The following is a 19,941-nucleotide window of genomic DNA, read 5'->3' as shown; positions in this document are numbered from 1 at the left end:
CGCTCCCATCATCGTATTTTCCACTTCATAAATCAGGTAAAAAAATCAGTTAAATTGATTCCAAACTTATTTAGAACTTATTCGACACTTATTCCAGATCAAGCTAAATCCTGCGATAAGCCGCACCGTGCGCCTGATCCAACTTGAGTTTATAGGGGCTTAGCCGTATACTTCTGCGCGCGTGACACAATCACCGATTTTTTACCTGCTACCCGCTTGGTAAAAACCCGATTTATCAACTCATAGTCCTTTTTCATCCACCTATTTTTTTTGCGGCACTGGATCAAGCTGGCGCATCTGCCAGACTGCACCACATCCGCGCGGAGCCATAAGCATGACCGCCTTTGTTTTCAACGAAGTCAATTTTGACAATCACGAACAAGTCGTTTTCGCATCAGAAGCCAAATCCGGCTTAAAAGCCATCATCGCCGTCCACAACACCAACCTCGGTCCAGCAATGGGTGGTTGCCGTATGTGGAATTACGCTAGCGAAGCAGAAGCAGTACGCGACGTATTGCGCCTCTCACGCGGCATGACCTACAAAAACGCAGTTGCTGGCTTGCCTATTGGCGGCGGCAAAAGCGTCATCATCGGCAATCCAAAAACAGACAAAACACCGGCTTTGTTCGAAGCACTCGGTGAAGCTTTAGAACGTCTCGGTGGTCGCTACATTACGGCAGAAGACGTCGGCACTAGCCCAGCAGATATGGCAAACGTGGCAAGCAAAACGAAATACGTCGCTGGTTTAGGCGATCGTGGTGATCCATCTCCATTCACTGCATTGGGTTGCTTCGTTGGCGCGCAGGCTGCGGTTAAACATCATTTCAAACGCGATAGTTTCGACGGCTTAACTGTCGCATTACAAGGCTTGGGTCACGTTGGCTACGACTACGCACGTCGCTTGCACGAAGCAGGCGCGAAATTGGTAGTGGCTGATATCGATCAAAATTCATTGAAGCGCGCGCAAGAAGAATTTGGCGCGACAGTAGTTGATGTCAACGCGATTTATGACGTAGAAGCAGACATTTATGCGCCATGCGCATTGGGTGCAACTTTGAACCCAGACACGATGAATCGCCTGAAAGTAAAAATCGTTGCAGGCGGTGCAAACAACCAATTAGCGACACCAGAAATCGGTGAAGCTTGTCGTCAAAAAGGTATCTTGTACGCACCAGATTTTGTCATCAATGCGGGTGGCATCATCAAGGTTTGCTATGAATACATGAACACACCAGAAGATGGTATGGACGCCCACGTACGTCGTATCGGTGATACTTTAGCGGAAGTATTTGCACGTGCAGACGCTGAAGGCGTACCAACTAGTGTGATTGCAGATCGCTTGGCTGAAGAGCGTTTTAAGAAGTAATTCGCTGCGCTGAAAGCCTTGCTTGGAATTAGATGCATCGCTGCACGAAAAGCGAATTCCAAGCGAACAAAAAAAATCCCGCAATATTAATTGCGGGATTTTTTTCACCTAAAGTTGTATCTAGCTGCGTGAAACTAGCTTGCAAATTAATGCGCTGTATAAACCACTTTCACACTCGCATTCACCGCACTCTTTTCCATAATGCCGATACAGTTTGGATTTGCAGCGATTAGTTTAAGTATCTCAGCTGAATCACCAACTTCTCGCGGTGCACTCCCCTTGCCACTAAAAACCAAACGCGACCAAATTGCTTTGGCTTGTGCTTCATTTTTACCCAATACTTTTTCAAAGAATTCGGTACGCACAGCACCTGAAGAAATCAACAAAGGCAATGCCTGCCCGCCACCTGGGAACTCTTTGCTATTGCCTAAATAAATATCGGCGATCTGATCTTTGCTTAAAGTAGCGACCGCACTCTTTGCAGAAACCACGATCACGTGTTCAGCATAGGCGAGCTGCGTACCAGCGAAAATTGCCAGACCAACTAATGTCTTAGAGAATAATTTCATGTTGGGCCTCGCTTAAAATACGAAATCAAGATTAACGGTAAACATCGACACCTTGCCATCGAAACCATTTGGTTTGCCTAACAATGAAGTCTCATAACTTTGGAAGCCAGATGACGCACCGACTGCAGGGTTCTTCATTTTCATGCGTTCATATTGCGCTTTTAATGCGAGGTTTTTAGCAAAATCCCAGCGTACGCCAAGTGTTACTGCATCACGTGAAGGATCACCAGTACCCATGTAAGATTGATTGAGGTAATTGAGCTGTGCTCTTAATGCAGCTGGAGCAGCGACACCCGGTGCCAAAGCAGTTTTAGTTGCATCAACTTTAAAGTTGCTTAAGCCCGCATACGGAGTGAAGTCACCATAACGATATCCCGCCATCACATTCCAACCAGATACTGAGCCAATTACCACACTATTGGTATCTCGTTTAGACCACTCGGCTTGACCTATCCATTCACCATTGTCAAATGTTGCTCCCACTGTCGCAATTTTTGCTTCAATGTTAGAACGACTCGCTTGCGATGCAATCACAGAAGCACAGTTGGTACACACTACTGCTGGTAGAGAAACCAGTGCTTTAATATTCACTTCCACTCCTGGTGCATTGACCGAAGCGTCATACCAAGAGTAACCTGCGCGCACGCTCCAAGAGTCTTGTGCCCACTTCAAAGAAACGCCTTTAACACGACTCAAATCTACGTCGCCACCCGCAACACTGACATTGGTCTTACCGAAGAAACCCTCTGCTTGCAACATACCATCGCCAACTTTTTTATCCCAGCGGGCAGTTGCGCCATCTTGATAAGTAATTGGATTAACTTGGTAAATCTCGGATTGTGGACGCGCCATGGTTTGCGCGTAATTCAAATTACGATAATCCGACATAATAAAAATTGGCGCGACCGTGCGGCCAAGTTTAACGTCGATCTCTGAAGTAATCGGATAAGACACATAAGCCCATTCAACCGTCGGCTTATTACTGTTATTGATGTCCTTTTTGGAGATCAATTGCACAACGGCTTTCAGCTTACCTTGCGGATTCAAAGTTGCTTGAATCGAAGCTTGACTATCACCATCAAAACGCCAATCTTTGAATGAAACGACACGTTGACGCTGATCAGTGCGAACACCTGCAACATCACTACTACCTTTGTAAGTACCTATCGTGCCGAAACCATCAATTTTCAACCAATCGCTGAACTCATCAGCCTGCGCCACTGGCACAGCAGTAAAACTGGCGATGCTTGCTAAAACTAGAGGATAAATGTATTGCGATTTCATATTGCTTTCCTTTATTTTTGTAACTAAATGGAGTAAGTCTTGGATCGAACTTCGTTGGGACAGAGACAAAAACAGCATAGAAATAAACAGCAAAAAATCTTCAAACTCAGATGCATCAGCAGATTCACACACCAGAATCCCATTTTTACAACGGTGTTGAATTCATACTAGCAACATTCAGAAATTCGTCAAAGTTATTTCCAGACAAAAACTATTTTGGCAATTTTTTACAACGTTTCCTTAAATTTAGGACTAGCTAATCCCATAAGTGTCGAATAACTATCCATCTAGCCACTAACTTAATTACGTTTTCTTGGTGTTGAAACCAGTATCCGTAACTCGCTCTTAGGCTATTAAAATCATTAATCATTGAGATTAGTCGACATGCTAACAGGGAAAAAATGTTGCCGTGCATCATCTTTTCTGGTTTAACGAAGTTTTACAAATTCTGCACACCAAAACACCAACAAAACTCTGTCAATTTCGCTACCAGAACTGACGAGCAAAATGACTAATCATTCGACAAAAACCGCAATAACAAACAATAATTCCCATAAAAATCAATCTATTAGACATGCATTTGTCGAACTGACGGTATACCATCTAGGCTTAAATTCAAGCGATGCAATCGATTGCGAAAGCGACGACTACCGTGGCAGCAGCAAAGCAAATTTGCATATCAGATAGCAACCTACCTACATCAGAATGAGACAAATGAAACAAGAACCAGCGCAGTCGCAAACACATTGGGGACAATTTATTCCTTTGGTATCGGTGTTCTTTTTTTGGGGCTTTGTTGCAGCGGGTAATGACATTCTGATTCCAGTTTTTAAACACGCTTTTCAATTGACGCAAACCCAAAGTCAATTTGTCTCTTTGTCGTTTTATGTGGCATACACAGTTGGATCAGTACTGTATTTATTGGTCTCAAAACTCATCAAAGAAGATGTGACAAAACGCATCGGTTACAAGAATAGTTTGGTGATTGGTTTGTGCATTTCTGCGTTTGGCACTTTATTGTTTTACCCCGCTGCCAATTTGGCGTCTTTTGATTTAATGCTGTCGGGATTATTTATCGTTGGTCTGGGCTTCTCGCTACTACAAACCACCGCCAATCCTTTAGCTATTTCACTGGGCACGGCCAACACTGCTTCACAACGTTTAACGCTGGCGGGTGGTGTCAATAATTTTGGTACAACGATAGGGCCTTTGATTATCGCGTTTGCGATTTTTGGCGCACCTTCTGGTAACAACGAAATGAGCATCGAAAGTGTCAAAATCCCTTATCTGGTGCTAGGCGCTGCGTTTGTGCTGGTCGCCATCTTTCTCAAATTTTCATCGATACCCAATCACCCAAATCCAACAGTCATCAATCTCGAACAAGAGAGCACGCAAACTTCTGCATTGCAGTTCCCGCAGCTATTGATGGGCATGGCTGCCATCTTTGTTTATGTGGGCGTTGAAGTCTCCACTGCCAGTAATCTACCCGGCTATATGGAAACCACGCTGGGCTATCAAACCAAAGACATCGCGCCGTTTATCTCTTTGTACTGGGCAAGCTTGATGATAGGACGTTGGACTGGCGGCGTTGAAGCATTTAATTTGCAGGCAGGTGCTGCCAAGATCGCCAAGTTCCTAGTGCCGTATGCTGCCTTCAGCGTATTTTTGCTAGTCAATGCCATCGCACAACACGATTTAAGCCACTTCTATGTGTACGGTGCTGTCGTGCTAGTTTTAATTGCCGCCGATATCGCCAGCCAAGGCAATCCCGCCAAAATGCTACTGATTTTTTCATTGCTCGGCATCTCAGGCTTAGTGTTGGGAATGAGCACCAGCGGCATGCTAAGTGTTTATGCCTTCACCAGCATAGGATTGTTTTGCAGCACCTTATGGCCCTGCATTTTTACCTTGGCGATCAGCGGCTTGGGCAAACATACAGGCCAAGGCAGCAACTACCTAATCATGATGATTATGGGCGGCGGCATAGTGAGTTGGATACAAGGCATGGTGTCCGAGAAAATTGGTATACAAATGAGTTATGTAGTGGGTGTTGCTTGCTTCGCTTACTTAGCCCTCTATGCTTTGTTGGTGCCAGGCATTTTGGCTAAGCAGGGAATTCATTTAGATAAAAAAGCTGCTGCGGGGCATTGAGCTTGGTTTGATTTTTCTGGTTGAATAATTGACGTGCAGCTTCATAAAGTGCGGTTACATTGTTTGGGAATTTGCTAGTAAGGGATTCAGAATACAGCATCAACGCTACATCTGAACCGCGAGGAGCTTTGCATAAATTACCTCCCTTGCGTGCGACGAACTGGCATTATCAAACATCTCTAAAAGTCCAAAGTGATAAAGGCGCTCATTGATACTCATGCCGCCGATACAACCAATCGCAGTCTTACAGAATGCCGACCAAAGGGCATCAACGGCAGCATGTGTCGAATCGTCAGAAATCCAACTATTGCCAATGTAACGCTCGACTTGAATTTGAAGCTCATTCACATTGGCAGCACTGAGCTTCCATTCGACCAACAGTCTAGACAAGCCTTGAACAATAACATCCGGTGATGTACGACTAATCGCGGATGCGGTCTCATCAATCGTCATTTTTATCATAACGCTGAACTTGGAGGCAGAGTAAGTGTGCATAAAATGCGATGCATGCACAGACTGAAGCTATCCAGCGAACAAATATGAACAACTATGATCGATTTGTTAAACATTAAACGCCTCACCATTTATTTTCAGACATGAATAAAACTCTCGGTTCTCCCAAGAGTCGCTGTAGGCTTCTAGTATTTTTTCCAACTGACGACCATGCAGCATTGGATTAGCCATACCCGCCAAACTTCTCTCTACCCATTCTTTTACCTCACCCCAGCGCAAAACATGCATTAAATATGCGACAGGTTCCTCAGATATTTCACCATTTTTAAACATTGAGGTAATCAGCGTCGACACTTCTTCTCGACTAACTTCGCCTACATTTACTAGAGCTAAAAATCTTTGATACGACGGCTCAGCCATTTCAAATGAAAACTCGGTGCTTAGAATATTCTCCGCTTCACAAAGTTCTGTTTTCAATAATTCCAATGCGTTCATATATTGTAGATGCCTAAAGCAACGGTAAGCGGAAGGCGGCCCACAAATTTATAAAACACTGAGCCACATCACTGTCAGCCGGATCGACCATCCCGTTATGCACAAGGACTTCCCTAACGTAGCTACTCATTTCTTCGAATTCGAGAATATTCATAGTTCAATAATAGTAATTGATCTGTTAGATCCCCGTCATACGAATCCGTTAATATGCGGGCAAAGGTTGGCGAAAAAAGATTGGGATCAAGCGACTTCGACATTTGGTGAATTTCATTTAAAAGCTGGGTCGTCATTGCATCTGAGAATGTCTGATTGTTTGAATTTTTCAAAGCTGCAATGGACGATTCACAAAGCCCAAAAACGTATCGTTGCCGTTCATTCATGTCGTGCATTACTAAATATAGAAGGTGAAATGACTGGTGAAAAAGCGACTTGTCGCATAATACTTTTCATAGAAACTCTCCAAAGTCTTTCGCATATTAGCTTTCCAGAGATGTACTGCGTATTTGATCAGTATTAAAATTTCTATGGGAAACGTCATTCAAATAGAACTGCATTCTACCAAGCTAGAGGATCGCCTCAAAGACCTATATTCCCCGAATTACGCACTATGTTCGACAACTACAAAACCGACAAGAGCTCGAAGCCAGTTAAAATACGTGTGAAGATTATAGAGATCAACTCTCCTCACACCTGCTTTCACTAACAACGATGCTATCACAATCAGAACCACAGCCAGGCCTTGCGAAACGTAGCTTTGCGCCCGTCGTCGATCTGCATACAAGGATTTTGATTTTAGGTAGCTTGCCCGGAGATGCATCGCTCGCGCAACAACAATACTATGCACATCCACAAAATCGATTTTGGCATTTGCTATCTGATGTTGTACAAACCGATTTGGTCAATCTCGATTACCCAACACGCTTGCAAACTTTGTTAATGCATCAAATTGGTTTATGGGATGTGATTGCGCATGCCCATCGACGCGGGAGTTTGGATAGCCAAATCCGCAATCACAGCGATAACGATCTAATCAGCCTAGTGAACACATTACCGAATTTACACACGATTGCGTTTAATGGGGCAACTGCTTATAAATTGGGTAGCAAGATTTTGCAAGAACACGGTGCATCATATCGACTACTCAGCTTACCTTCTAGTAGCCCAGCCCACACTATGTCTTATGCCTTGAAATTGGCCGCTTGGCAGCAATTAAGTACACTCAGGAATGCTTAAGAACGACCAAGTGGGTAGCTAACTCGGCAATACACTTCAGCCACAAACAACAATCGCGACCACAATAATTGACAATCCAGCACCATCTGGACGATTCTTCAGTCTGCGCCAGAACTTAAACGCGCAAATTGCGTCCAAGTTTCTGCAAGCCCTGATCTGATTTTTTGATAAGGAAGCCAGTAGGTTTTCGCGAGAATCACGACCAAACCACTACATCAATCGTTTTCTGGAGTTTCTATCATGCGTATTTCCTCCTGGCTTATGCTGCTTTGCATGAGCGTTCCGGTGATGGCTTCTGCCCAGCAGTCTGAAGACAAATTTAGACAACTGGAAGATCTATTACCCACCCCGACCTCCATCCGTGCTGCTTCTGGCGCTCCTGGGCATGCGTATTGGCAGCAACGGGCTGATTACGTAATTCGCGCTAGCTTGGATGAAGACAAGCGTAGTATTACTGGCTCTGAAACCATCACCTATCACAATAACTCGCCAGATACGTTGAATTATTTGTGGTTGCAACTCGACCAAAATATTTTCAAGCCTGATTCTGACGCCAACACGACAGCGACCTACCCTTCACGCGATGCATGGAAAAATCCGAACGCGATGAGTTTTACTGCCATGCACACATTGAACGAAAAAGAAAAGTTCGATGGTGGTTTTAAGATTGGCACGGTTAAAGCAGCAAATGGCCAGGCTTTGAAATACGTTATCAATCGCACCATGATGCGTATCGACTTGCCGCAAAGCTTAAAACCGGGTGAAAAATTTACCTTTAGTTTGGACTGGAAACACAACATCAACGATGGCATGGTGTTGTGGGCGCGCACTGGCTATGAACACTTCAAAGAAGATAAAAACGATATCTTTGAAATTGCTCACTGGTATCCGCGCATGGCCGCTTATTACGATGTGTATGCCTGGCAGCACAAACAATTTTTGGGCTCAGGTGAATTCACCTTAGAGTTTGGCGACTTTGATGTGCAAATCACCTTGCCGGGTGACCATGTGGTGTCGGCTACGGGTGAATTAAGCAATCCAGATGCTGTACTCAGCGCGATTCAACGTGAGCGTTTAGCGCAAGCACGCAATGCGTCAAAACCAGTTTTGATCGTGACGCAAGCAGAAGCAGAAAAAGCCGAGAAGTCACGCGCAACTACTCAAAAGACTTGGCATTTCAAAGCGAAAAATGTGCGTGACTTTGCTTGGGCATCTTCGCGTAAATTTATCTGGGATGCACAAGGCTATAAAACTGGAAACAGCAATGGTTTAGCCATGTCTTTCTACCCGAAAGAAGCAAATCCTTTATGGGGTCAGTATTCCACGCAAGCAGTGATTCACACGATAGAGCAATACAATAAATACAGTCTTGAATATCCTTACCCAGTTGCGCAATCGGTCAATGGCCCACAAGGCGGGATGGAATATCCGATGATCGCATTTAATGGCGGTCGACCAACCAAAGATAAAAAGACTGGTGAATTGACCTATTCCAAGCAAACAAAATATTCGATGATCAGTGTGATCATTCACGAAGTTGGTCACAATTACTTCCCGATGATTGTGAACTCGGATGAGCGTCAATGGACTTGGATGGATGAAGGTTTAAATTCTTTCTTACAGACCTTGGCAGAACGGGCTTGGGAAGAAAATTATCAAGATCTATTCCCTAGCGAACCACGCGGCATCGTCGACTATATGCGCAGTAAAAATCAAACGCCGATCATGACCAATTCGGAATCGGTTCTGCAATTTGGCAATAATGCTTACGCCAAACCAACGGCTGGCTTACACATCTTGCGCGAAACGATTTTAGGCCGCGAATTATTTGACTTTGCCTTTAAAGAATATGCGCGTCGCTGGAAGTTTAAACGCCCAACGCCAGCCGATTTTTTCCGCACTATGGAAGACGCTTCGGGTACCGACTTGGATTGGTTCTGGCGTGGTTGGTTCTACACCACTGATCCAGTTGATATCAGCGTCGATGGTATCGTGCAATATCAAGTTTCTAGCAAAGATCCTGAAATCGAAAAAGCTTGGCAACGCGCACGAAAAAATGAAGAACCAGTTTCTTTAGCTGCGCAAAGAAATAAATCGTTGCCAGCACGTCGCATCGATACGCAACCAGGCTTAAAAGATTTTTATAACGAACATGATGATTTCACTGTCACGAATAAAGATCGCAATAACTACAATGATTTGATGAAGAGTCTCGATGATGAAGAGAAAGCCATGCTTAAATCGGGCAAGTATTACTATCTGGTGGACTTCTCCAACGTTGGCGGTTTGGTGATGCCTTTGATTTTAGAAATCGAACTCAAGAGCGGTAAAAAAGTCATTGAACGCATTCCTGCCGAAGTATGGCGTTACAACTCCAAGAAGCTTACTAAGCTGGTTGTCACAGATGAACCAATGGTCAGTCTAACGCAAGATCCTTACTTGGAAACAGCAGATATCGATCTCAACAATAATTCTTGGCCACGCAAGATCACCAAATCTCGTTTGGAATTATTCAAGATGAATCAACCCACGGGCAATATGATGATTGATTTCAATACGCCGCTGAAAAAAGATGAAAAGGATGAAAAGAAAGAGAAGCCTGTAGAGAAATAAAGATGTAAATAAATAAGACTCTACAAAAGAAGAATAGAAAGTAAAAAATAAAAAGCGAGATAAGGATTCAATCTTATCTCGCTTCTTTTATTCAACTATTTATGCTGTGAACCTCAATCAATTTATCTATCAATCAATTGATCAATCAAGTGATCAATCAATCGTAAAAAAACAGCATGAAGGAGCAATGTTATGTTTCAACAGCCGCACCACTCAATACATCAAGCCGCAAATCTTTCGATTTTTGATATCGCTGATTTGATTCTTGGAGTAGTTGGATGAACAACTGATTCTTTTTCACATCCCATCCAACTGGCTTACCGTCATAAGGATTCGGATACCGTTTGGCGAGATCTTGCACAGCTTGTGGGATCGCAGATAATGGCACTTTGCCCACTAATAATTCCATCTTCGTTGCGAACAGATGGATCTGGGCAAAAGTATCAATGTGCTTCTCTATATAAGCCTCGTATCCAGGGGTACTAACATCTAACAACACTTTGGTGATAGGGTCACGTAAGTAAATTTTAGAGAAGCCGAAACCAAGCAATGCATCTTGCTTAGCTTTAACTTCGTTCTTTTTCACAAGGTAATCTCGACCAGATTGATCTGCCAAAGTAGGCCAAACTTGCTGCCAGTCATAAGCTAAATTTAAGCTTGCATTCGGTCTATTCAACAAATTAAACATAAAGCCTTGCCACCAAGAATTTTGCGGATCACCTGATTCTAGGCGTAAGTCATGCATTATTCGCAGGCTGATTCTTGATTCAAAATTGAGGGCTCGACTAATGCTCATTTTCTTTTCAGAGAAACCTTCTAGCCAAGTTTTGATTGCAGCGTATTGATTATTTAAGTTTGGAAACCGTTGTAACAATTCATCGACAATTCGAATATCGCGCTGCACCGCTGACAACGCAATCATGTGTGAAATCAAGAAAGTGGAATTCTCTAACCAACGCTGGGAGAACGTGGCAATTTTCATCAATGCAGCCATCCCTTGCTCGCTCTGCCCGTTTGCAATTAAACGAATTGCGCGCATACGTTCAATTTCCATAGCATGAACCATTGTCGAGTATGGCGGAATACTTGCTGCAATAAACGGGGGGGCAATTTCCGTAAAGTCTTTACTTGTTAAAATCAAGTTCAGGTGTTCACTCAACACACGGCGAGATTCAATGATTTCCTGCTCTCGCCCAAGCGAACGCGAAATATAAAAGTCGACACAATTCACCGTCTTTGCATATTCACAAACTTCGTCGTCCGACTTCTTAAACGATTCTTCTTCTGATTCATATTCGCTTGAATTAGGCTCACGCTCATATCGAATTAAATCCAACTCTAATTTACGCTTGCCTACCGACAAAGGATCAAACCCATTCTTCGCATTGATCCCAAGTAAAATCAAATAGCCATTATCATCTTCGATATGTTGAGGTGCTTTCCAATCTAAGCTTGCCTGCACTTCTGGTCGCAAAGCTTGATCTTGCCAGTTGGCGACAACAAATATCAGAACGATACTGGTTACGACGAAGATGATTCCTAACAAACTCCGTAAAATAATTCTTTTAAGCATAGCTACCCCAAATTCGCACCGATAAAAAATGTAAATTAATCTATGTTGCAAGACAATATCTTAAGTACTCGTATTACACAACCTAGATCGATACAATTTCTACATTTACAAACACACCAAATTATTCTTAGCTATGCCCAACTGCGATGAATCTCAGCGATTACCAAATACGGTGTTAAGTGTGTGGCAGCACACCACCGATACGGCAACACGTATGCTGGTGCTGCCAGATGGCTGCCGCGATTTTATTATTCGATCGAATCATCAAGGCACGTCTTTACACATGCTGAGCCCACTCGATGACGGCGCACGTTATGTTGAGAGTGATCGAGGGGATAGCTACTTTGGATGGCGACTACACCCGGCAGCGAGTTTCAATCAAGCGCATGCAAGATCAACAAAATTGATAGAGCGCCTCGATAATTTAACAACGCAATTCCCAATAGATCCACAACACCATACTGCGCAAATCTTGCAAGTATTGGATGACGCATTCGACCTTGACACCCAAATTGTGGATGCATTAGATAGCCTGAAAACACGTCACAGCGTGCCGGATTCCGCACGTGAACTAGGCGTATCAGAACGTAGTTTGCAACGATGGCTGATCCAGAAAACTGGGCGCTCACCAACTTATTGGCGGAGTCTGGCACGCGCCAGACAAGCTGCACAAGCCTTGCTAGCGCGCATGAATTTAAATCAGGATAAGGGTAATCGTATGAATTTGGCGGAACTCGCTGCCGATTTTGCCTATGCCGATCAAGCACATTTATGTCGCGAGTTCCAACGTTGGTTTGGATGCAGTCCGAGCACCATGCTACGCTCTCCCATCTACCAAGAATTAATCATGGCAGATGGTTATGCCTAGGCCTGCATCGAGGTACAAATTTCTACCAAGACACCATCAAGATCTGCGACATAAGCAATCGTTTGGCCCCAAGGCATTTCTTTTGGCGCTTGCATCAGTGTAGCGCCAGCATCAACAGCCGTGCGCACCGCTGCCGCAACGTCTTCACTCACTAGGGCAATCTCAAAACTAGGATGATGCGGATCAGAGTTACTGACTTCTTTTCCCAATTGGCGCATCAAAGCGCGTGACGAAAACGCAAGTGCTGTGCCGCCAGTTTCCAATTCGCCATAATCACCACTCTCGTGCAGAAATCGAGTCCGCATACCAAAAGCCTTTTCATAAAACGCCAAGCTTTGTTTGACATCATTCACATAAAGAATTGTGTAGGCAAATTGCATCATTACTCCGTTCATAAAATAAGAAATGTTTTCGGTGGTTACGCAGACTCATCATAAAGTCGAACGCGATTGCTGTCTTGAATAAAACCGCCAAAAACAAAAAACTAGCGACACGCGCTAGTTTTTTAGGGTGATTTTATAGTCTACATTAACTCAACCAACGTGCGCTACTGATTACCTCAGCAAAAAACTCTTTCAATGCAGCGGCTGACATACGAAACGGATCAAATTCCGCTGTGGAAGAATATTTGAGGAACAGTGCGGCATTCTCAGTGGTAGCGGCGATCAAGCCCATATTCCAACCAGTAAATTGGCGCTGCGTGATTTCCTCCAGTACCAGCACCTCCGGTTTGTTATGTCGCTTATCTTTCAAAATATGATGATAAAGCGCGTTCACTGCCGAGCGTTCACCCTCCAAGCATTGCAAGAAAATACCGTTCGACAAACTAAGTGCGCCAGTGACGGCAAGTTGCTGATTATTCTTACGCGAACTCGCCAAAATATCTTTAACGTCGGCAGGTCCCAAATTCACTGCACGGCTGGCATAAATTAAACGGATCATCATAATTGTTCAATGCTTTCAAAGATCACAATAGAAAATCGGATAAAGGATAAACCACCACATAACGACATAATGTCACCGATTATAGAGAGTTATGTTCACGCCTGCCGAAACGCATACAAGCAAATTTTCGTGACAAAAACAGCGACGAAAGTGCCTTTAATTGAAGAAACTGAGGCGTTTCAAAATTATTTTCGACATAAAATGCAGTTGCATGTCGATTTACACTTGGTTCAAACGTCATCGTTTTGAAACTGGCAAAGATTGATCTAGTGCACTCGCACACAAGGCTTAAACATCTTGAACATAAGCGCGATTGCAAGCCAAGCCAGCTTCCTACTTAGCTTGATTTTTTGATTATTTTTAGGAGAACACCATGCAATACATGCTACTCATCGCCACCAGCGAGGCGGTCGAAGCCGCCATGGATCAACATGCTCTGGGCGAAATCATCGCTTCCTATGGCCCCTACACCAACGCGATGATAGAAGCAGGCGTCTTGGTCGGCGGCGAGCGACTACGAGAATCTACTACTGCCACCACAGTCAGCATCCGCGATGGCAAAACCCAAATACTCGACGGCCCTTATGCCGATACCAAAGAACAATTAGGCGGCCTTTATATTATTGATGTACCGGATCTTGATACAGCGATCAGCTGGGCTGCACGCTGCCCTAGTGCGCATATTGGTTCTATCGAGGTGCGCCCAATTTGGCCGATGTAAAACGTTATGCAAAAACAAAACGACCATAGTGATCCGCGCTTAATTGAAGCCTTAGTACGGCGTAGTTATGGTCGTTTGCTGGCGATGCTATCCGCTCGCTCTGGTGATTTGGCAAGTGCCGAAGACGCGCTTGCCACAGCATTTGAGATTGCATTAAAAAACTGGCCAGAGCAAGGCACCCCAAGCAATCCCGAAGCTTGGTTATTTACTGTCGCACGTCGTCAATTAATCGATCTGGCACGAAGCGCAAAAACTCAACATCAGCATCAAGAAGAATTGAGTTATCTGTTTGACGAAGCGGTCATCGAATGCGATCCGCTCGCGATACCTGACCAAAGGCTGGCATTGATGTTCGCCTGTACGCATCCAGCAATCGATCGCAACATACGCGCACCACTGATGCTGCAAACTCTATTGGGCTTTGATGCCGCCAGCATTGCATCGGCATTTTTAATTGCACCTAGCAGTATGGCGCAACGCTTAGTTCGCGCCAAACACAAAATCCGCGTGGCGGGCATACGTTTCAACATTCCCGATCAAAGTGCGATTCGCGATGGCTTGGATGCCGTACTCGATGCGATCTATAGCATCTACACCACTGCATGGTCACAAAGCAGCGATGGAGATATTCAACACGGTAATCTGGCCGAAGAAGCACTTTGGCTGACGCAACTATTAAGCGAACTAGCACCGCAAGAACCTGAAGTTTTTGGTTTGTTCGCCTTAATGCTTTATGCCGAATCACGGCACGCAGCACGGCAAGATATGGATGGCAATTACGTACCGCTGCAAGAGCAAAATTGCCAATTATGGGATCTCAAAAAAATCGAACAAGCAGAACATTACCTACGTCATGCCAGTAGCATGCAAAGATCTGGACGTTTTCAAATTGAAGCAGCGATTCAATCCGCCCACACGGTCCGCATACACCGAGGCAAAGCGGACTGGCACGCTATCAACAAACTTTATGCGCAACTCTACCGACTGACCGATTCACCCGTAGTGGCGATCAATCATGCCGTGGCGCTGGCAGAAATCATAGAGCCACAAATCGCCCTCGCCCAATTAGAGCAACTAAGTAACAACACAGAATTGAAAGAGCGTCTAAACAACTACCAACCTTACTGGGCAGCCAGCGCGCATTTACATGAGCGATGTGGCAATCGTGATGCCGCAAAACACGCCTACCAACAAGCTATCGGCCTATGTACTAATCAGATAGCTCGTGGTTTTTTACAGAAACGCTTGAGGCAAATGAGTTAGTGTCATTTCATTTTCCTCAAGCCAATGCTGCATTCTGAGCGACCAAGGATCTCTTTATTCATTCCTTTATTTTATTCAAGCGCGCCAAGAATGTGCTCAGCAATCAGTTTATCGGTGATCTGATGCGGATTGCGTACGCCATAGTTGGTCGTTGTCACCAGCGCCACCATATCAAGATCAGGAAAAACCACAACTTTATTCCCTCCGGAGCCAGCCATTTGATACGAATGATGCTTCACGCCTTTTGCGCTGTACGGATACAACCATAGCAAATAGCCGTAATTACGCCCTTCATCAACCTGCGCTTGCGGTGACACTGAAGCCTTCACCCACGCCGCTGGCAACACTTGCTGTCCCTGCCATGTTCCACCATTGGCGAGCAACTGTCCGAGTTTCAAAAGATCACGGCTACGCAAGCCCAAGCCACCACCGCCTTGTGCTAAGCCTAAAGGAGAAAATTGCCACTCCGCTTTCGTGATGCCCAAAGAAGCAAACAGCGCTTTTTTTGCGAAATCCTGTAACGGCATTTTGCTCGCGCTTTGCACTACTGCGCCTAAGGTGGTGGACCCAGCCGTACAATAACTAAACGAGCGACCATAAGGAGAGTCAGCAGGTTTTGGAATCCAGGCAGGAAAGCCCTTGATCGGCAAATCGAGGTAAAACTTGACCCAATCCTCAATCAAATACATGCGCTCTTCATTGCCACGAGAGAACTGATTTTGATCATCACATTCCATCATCGAACTCATGGTCAATAAATCTTCCACCGTAATTTTTGCCTTGCGCGGATCTGGATTTTCTAATGCTTGTTTGGGCTTTAATAGACTAAGGATAGGTGTCGAGAGTTTCATGTGAGCGCGATCAATTGCTGCTCCTGCCAGCATTCCAGTAACCGTCTTGGTCGCAGAACGGGTATTACGCAGCGCTTCTACACCAGCGTCATCATAATATGACTCATAAACGAGTTGACCGCGTCGAGCGATCAAGACACTCGTTATCTGCTGAAATGTCCCCTTCTTAATCGCTTCGTCCATCGCCGCCAGTTTTGTAGCATCTAATTTTTGCGTTGCGGGTGATGCTTTCACCCAATCACTTTTGTCATTTTGAGGATGCGCTATTGCATAGCTATTCCATAGCATCGCGCAGATCGCAAATCCGAAGGCAGGTTGTCGTTTCATATCAAATCTCCATTCGTTAGTTCGCTACATCGTTCATTTATTCGTTTGAATAAGCTCAATCTTGAACGAAGAAATCAATGCAGTCTTGGATATTTGAAACCAGCTTTTTGGTCACTGAGCTTGGTGAAACTGGTCGGTGTCAATCCCCACTGCTGCATGAATGCTCGATTTAAATGACTTTGATCACAGAATCCACAACTCAGCGCGATATCACTTAGGGTTTGATCGCTAGTCATCATCAGTTGAGTGGCACGCTCGACGCGACGCCGACGTAAATCATCGCCCGGCGTACAGCCAAGATGACGCAGATACTGACGTGCCAAGTAGACACGATGTACACCAATCGCATTCGCAATATCAGCGATGCCCAAGTCTTGATCCGATAAATCAGCGATCATTTCTTGCGCACGTTTCAACCACGGTGGCGGGTTATTGGACAAGGGAATTTTCGTATAAATGCTACTTAACACATTCAAACTAAGCGCTTCCAAATCAAGCTTAAGCGCGTCAAGCGAAGAAGCTGCTTTGAGCAATCCAAACGCTTGTTTCATGACGAGTGGGTCATGATAACGAAGTGCGAAATCAGGCAGCTTGATTTGCTCATAGAGTTCTCGCGACTCTTCTGCCTCAAAACTAATCGCAAAGAACCAACCACCATCACCCGCAAAGCGATCACGATGAACCACGTCAGGTGGATTAAAAACTAATACTGGCCCCTCACGTTGAGGTCCAGCAGCCGAAGTCAAATACCGCCCGCGCGTCGCCAACACGATATGTGCTCCAGCATGACTATGCTCTCTCACATCATACTCAGGCACCGTCGCCTGTAAATAACTCAATCCAATACGCGAAAAACGGCGATCAAATGCATTTGTACCGTAATACTGCCCTGTCGCAAGTTTATTTATCATGCCCACATCCCCAAGCATCTTGAAAACACGATCATTCGAAGTCTGAATGAAAATCACGATCTTAAAGACAAACGCAAACCCATTCGATCTGATTCAGATCAAATGGCAAATTCGATGGCTAGGCTGCGTAATTTGGGAGTGAGAGCTTGTAGAGAAGTGGTTAGGCTAGTACACAAGTTGCCAAGTTAATCAAAATGAACGTTGCTTGGACTGCTCAGAATCATCTGCTTGCTTGGCTTTGCATCATCGCTTGTCACGTCGACATGGCTCAAGCTCGTCAACGAGCCAGCGATAAGTCAGCAGTAAGTTAGCAATGGCTCGGCAATGACTCAGCAACGACGCTGCAACTAAGATCAACCTTTAAGCCAGCCGCTTTACTTGGACTTGGCTACGCGCGACAACAAGCGTTTGTTCGGGGCTAACACTATGCAAGTGGATACTTGAACTTCGTGTCGTGGCGACTTGATTTCCTTTGATTAATTTAAAGGTATTCACCAACTCACTTAAGCCTATTGCTTGCATTTTCATGCTGTCTGCTGCTGCCGCAGCTTGTTCCACCAAGGCGGCATTTTGTTGTGTCATATCGTCCATTTGCGTCATTGCTTGATTGATCAGATCGATGCCGGCACTTTGTTCATGGCTTGCGATGGTGATGTCGCGCATGACTTCGGCCGCGCGTTTTACATCATTGACAATCTCAGTCATGTTTTTGCCCGCCTCATCAACTTGTTGGCTACCCAAGCTGACTTTTTCTACTGAATCGTTAATCAATGTTTTGATTTCCTTCGCAGCATTTGCACTGCGCTGCGCTAGCGCACGGACTTCTGAGGCTACCACCGCGAAGCCGCGTCCTTGCTCACCGGCTCTGGCGGCTTCGACTGCGGCATTTAGGGCGAGAATATTGGTTTGAAAAGCGATGCCATCAATCACTCCGATGATATCGGCAATTTTTGCTGAACTCTCTTTGATCGATCCCATCGTCTGCACGACATTCGCTACGACTTGCCCCCCTTTATCTGCAAAGGCAGCGGTTTCCACCACGATATCGGTTGCCTTATGCGCGTTATCCGCATTTTGTTTCACAGTAGATGTAAGTTCTTCAATCGATGATGCGGTCTCTTCTAGTGAACTGGCTTGGGTTTCTGTACGTGCTGATAAATCGTGATTGCCGATCGCGATTTCATTGGCACCTTGACTAACTTGTTCGGTAGCTTGCTTGATTTGTCCTACCAATAATTTAATATTAGTTTGTAATACCCGCAAGGATTGCGTCATTTGACCGATTTCATTTTCGCCATGCGATTGAATTTTTCCAGATAAATCACCGGCACTCATCACAGCGATGTCGCTGGCGGCTTGCTGCAAAGGTGGGATAATCGATTGATAGCAATTAAGTCCAAAGGTAATAGCCATCACCATGCCGCACATCGCCAAAGTGAATCCTAGTAAATCACTGCTGCCACTCACTCTACCGCTATAGCTAGACCACGCAATCGCTGCATTAAGCAGAGCCATCAACACAACGAAGCTTAATAAGCGTGTCGAAATAGGCAGCTGTGCATGCCATTGCAATGGGCTCCAACGACGACGTGGTATCGCTGCACCTTCATGAATCTGCAAGCGATGATCACCGTTTTTAATGGCACGATATGCGGTTTCGGCAGCATTGATTTGTTGTCGAGAAGGCTTCACGCGAATCGAAGTATAACCCACCACTTTTGCGTCTTTAATGAGTGGCGCCGCGGTCGCTTCGACCCAATAAAAATCACCATTTTTGCAGCGATTTTTTACTAAACCGGTCCAGGATTTTCCGGCTTGAATTGTGTGCCATAAGTCAGCAAAAGCTTCTGCTGGCATATCTGGGTGTCGCAGTATATTTTGAGGTGCACCGATGAGCTCGGATTCTGTGTAGCCGCTGATACGAATAAAGTCGTCATTCGCATAAGTGATATTGCCGTGCAAATCTGTTTTGGAGACGATGGTTTCTGATTCGTGCAAGACATACTCAACTTGCGTGACCGGTAAATTCTGACGCATTTGAAGCTCTCTACTTCGTAATCAATCTTGTGGATGTGACAGATCGCTAGCTTTAGAAAAATACAGTGTGAAATAACAAAACTTCTTCTCAAAAATTTTTTCTAAAAAGCTGGCCTTCTTGGATCGGAAGTATATTGAGAACCCTAAAATGAATTGTTAAAAAATGTCAGTTCCTGATGATTGGATATCGAAACCTTGCGCAAAATCAAAAAAAGTACTCTCCTGAGTTGCATTGGCGCACAGCAATATTTGATTTGATCAAATTCAACGTGACGAACTCA

The 19,941-nt window shown here is 44.8% G+C and carries 17 protein-coding genes; 7 read left to right on the top strand and 10 right to left on the bottom strand.

The genetic code is table 11. From position 1 onward, the window contains the following. Positions 1-334: 334 nt before the first annotated feature. A complete protein-coding gene (locus KDM92_RS11695; protein ID WP_212684610.1) occupies positions 335-1,366 on the top strand; it encodes a Leu/Phe/Val dehydrogenase in 1,032 nt (343 codons plus the stop codon). 146 nt (positions 1,367-1,512) lie between these two features. On the opposite strand, the gene KDM92_RS11690 is transcribed toward KDM92_RS11695, so the two are convergent. Both KDM92_RS11690 and KDM92_RS11685 read right to left on the bottom strand, forming a co-directional pair. Next, the gene (locus KDM92_RS11690) at positions 1,513-1,935 is read right to left on the bottom strand and encodes a type 2 periplasmic-binding domain-containing protein (RefSeq protein WP_189346096.1); all 423 of its coding nucleotides are present in this window, start codon (positions 1,933-1,935) and stop codon (positions 1,513-1,515) included. Between the two features lie 12 nt (positions 1,936-1,947). Continuing rightward, positions 1,948-3,219: a porin gene (locus KDM92_RS11685; RefSeq protein ID WP_212684608.1), complete on the bottom strand. Its 1,272-nt coding sequence runs from the start codon at positions 3,217-3,219 to the stop codon at positions 1,948-1,950. A 714-nt stretch (positions 3,220-3,933) separates the two neighbouring features. Here KDM92_RS11685 and KDM92_RS11680 point away from each other — a divergent pair. Continuing rightward, a complete protein-coding gene (locus KDM92_RS11680; protein WP_212684607.1) occupies positions 3,934-5,370 on the top strand; it encodes an MFS transporter in 1,437 nt (478 codons plus the stop codon). Between the two features lie 105 nt (positions 5,371-5,475). Here KDM92_RS11680 and KDM92_RS11675 read toward each other — a convergent pair whose 3' ends face one another. Continuing rightward, complete coding sequence (locus KDM92_RS11675; protein ID WP_212684606.1) at positions 5,476-5,823, bottom strand: hypothetical protein; 348 nt, start codon at positions 5,821-5,823, stop codon at positions 5,476-5,478. A 108-nt stretch (positions 5,824-5,931) separates the two neighbouring features. Next, on the bottom strand, positions 5,932-6,318 hold the full coding sequence (locus tag KDM92_RS11670) for a hypothetical protein (RefSeq protein WP_212684604.1): 387 nt from the start codon (positions 6,316-6,318) through the stop codon (positions 5,932-5,934). Positions 6,319-7,026: 708 nt separating this feature from the next. On the opposite strand from KDM92_RS11670, the gene KDM92_RS11665 reads away from it, so the two are divergent. Together KDM92_RS11665 and KDM92_RS11660 are read left to right on the top strand one after the other, a co-directional pair. Continuing rightward, the gene (locus KDM92_RS11665; protein WP_212684602.1) at positions 7,027-7,551 is read left to right on the top strand and encodes a DNA-deoxyinosine glycosylase; all 525 of its coding nucleotides are present in this window, start codon (positions 7,027-7,029) and stop codon (positions 7,549-7,551) included. Positions 7,552-7,791: 240 nt separating this feature from the next. Then, positions 7,792-10,164, top strand: a complete 2,373-nt coding sequence (locus KDM92_RS11660) for a M1 family metallopeptidase (RefSeq protein WP_212684600.1) — start codon at positions 7,792-7,794, stop codon at positions 10,162-10,164. 190 nt (positions 10,165-10,354) lie between these two features. On the opposite strand, the gene KDM92_RS11655 is transcribed toward KDM92_RS11660, so the two are convergent. Next, positions 10,355-11,737: a hypothetical protein gene (locus KDM92_RS11655; protein ID WP_212684598.1), complete on the bottom strand. Its 1,383-nt coding sequence runs from the start codon at positions 11,735-11,737 to the stop codon at positions 10,355-10,357. Positions 11,738-11,870: 133 nt separating this feature from the next. Here KDM92_RS11655 and KDM92_RS11650 point away from each other — a divergent pair, with 133 nt between their 5' ends. Beyond that, on the top strand, positions 11,871-12,605 hold the full coding sequence (locus tag KDM92_RS11650; RefSeq protein ID WP_212684596.1) for a helix-turn-helix domain-containing protein: 735 nt from the start codon (positions 11,871-11,873) through the stop codon (positions 12,603-12,605). Here KDM92_RS11650 and KDM92_RS11645 read toward each other — a convergent pair. Then, complete coding sequence (locus tag KDM92_RS11645) at positions 12,602-12,985, bottom strand: VOC family protein (RefSeq protein WP_212684594.1); 384 nt, start codon at positions 12,983-12,985, stop codon at positions 12,602-12,604. The two genes, KDM92_RS11650 and KDM92_RS11645, sit on opposite strands and share 4 nt — an antisense overlap. A gap of 148 nt (positions 12,986-13,133) precedes the next feature. Continuing rightward, the gene (locus tag KDM92_RS11640; RefSeq protein ID WP_212684593.1) at positions 13,134-13,550 is read right to left on the bottom strand and encodes a BLUF domain-containing protein; all 417 of its coding nucleotides are present in this window, start codon (positions 13,548-13,550) and stop codon (positions 13,134-13,136) included. Between the two features lie 373 nt (positions 13,551-13,923). Between KDM92_RS11640 and KDM92_RS11635 the strand changes: the two genes are divergently transcribed. Further along, entirely contained in the window at positions 13,924-14,271 is a 348-nt protein-coding gene (locus tag KDM92_RS11635; protein ID WP_212684592.1) for a YciI family protein, read from the top strand. A gap of 6 nt (positions 14,272-14,277) precedes the next feature. Continuing rightward, complete coding sequence (locus KDM92_RS11630) at positions 14,278-15,534, top strand: RNA polymerase sigma factor (protein ID WP_212684590.1); 1,257 nt, start codon at positions 14,278-14,280, stop codon at positions 15,532-15,534. Positions 15,535-15,605: 71 nt separating this feature from the next. Here KDM92_RS11630 and KDM92_RS11625 read toward each other — a convergent pair whose 3' ends face one another. The 3 genes from KDM92_RS11625 to KDM92_RS18880 all read right to left on the bottom strand — a co-directional run bounded on the left by KDM92_RS11625 (position 15,606) and on the right by KDM92_RS18880 (position 19,660). Further along, positions 15,606-16,712, bottom strand: coding sequence for a serine hydrolase domain-containing protein (locus tag KDM92_RS11625; protein WP_230408311.1), 1,107 nt, complete (start codon positions 16,710-16,712; stop codon positions 15,606-15,608). Between the two features lie 74 nt (positions 16,713-16,786). Next, positions 16,787-17,623 (bottom strand): helix-turn-helix domain-containing protein, encoded by an 837-nt coding sequence (locus KDM92_RS11620; RefSeq protein WP_212684588.1) that lies wholly within the window; start codon positions 17,621-17,623, stop codon positions 16,787-16,789. A 360-nt stretch (positions 17,624-17,983) separates the two neighbouring features. After that, the gene (locus KDM92_RS18880) at positions 17,984-19,660 is read right to left on the bottom strand and encodes a methyl-accepting chemotaxis protein (RefSeq protein ID WP_212684586.1); all 1,677 of its coding nucleotides are present in this window, start codon (positions 19,658-19,660) and stop codon (positions 17,984-17,986) included. Between the last annotated feature and the right edge of the window lie 281 nt (positions 19,661-19,941).

Origin of the sequence: Affinundibacterium baiyunense, assembly GCF_018139645.1 — a bacterium.
In the GTDB taxonomy this organism is placed as follows: Bacteria; Pseudomonadota; Gammaproteobacteria; order Burkholderiales; family Burkholderiaceae_D; genus Undibacterium; species Undibacterium baiyunense.
The sequence above is the reverse complement of the archived record's forward strand: the minus strand, read 5'-3'. Positions and strand labels throughout refer to the sequence as shown.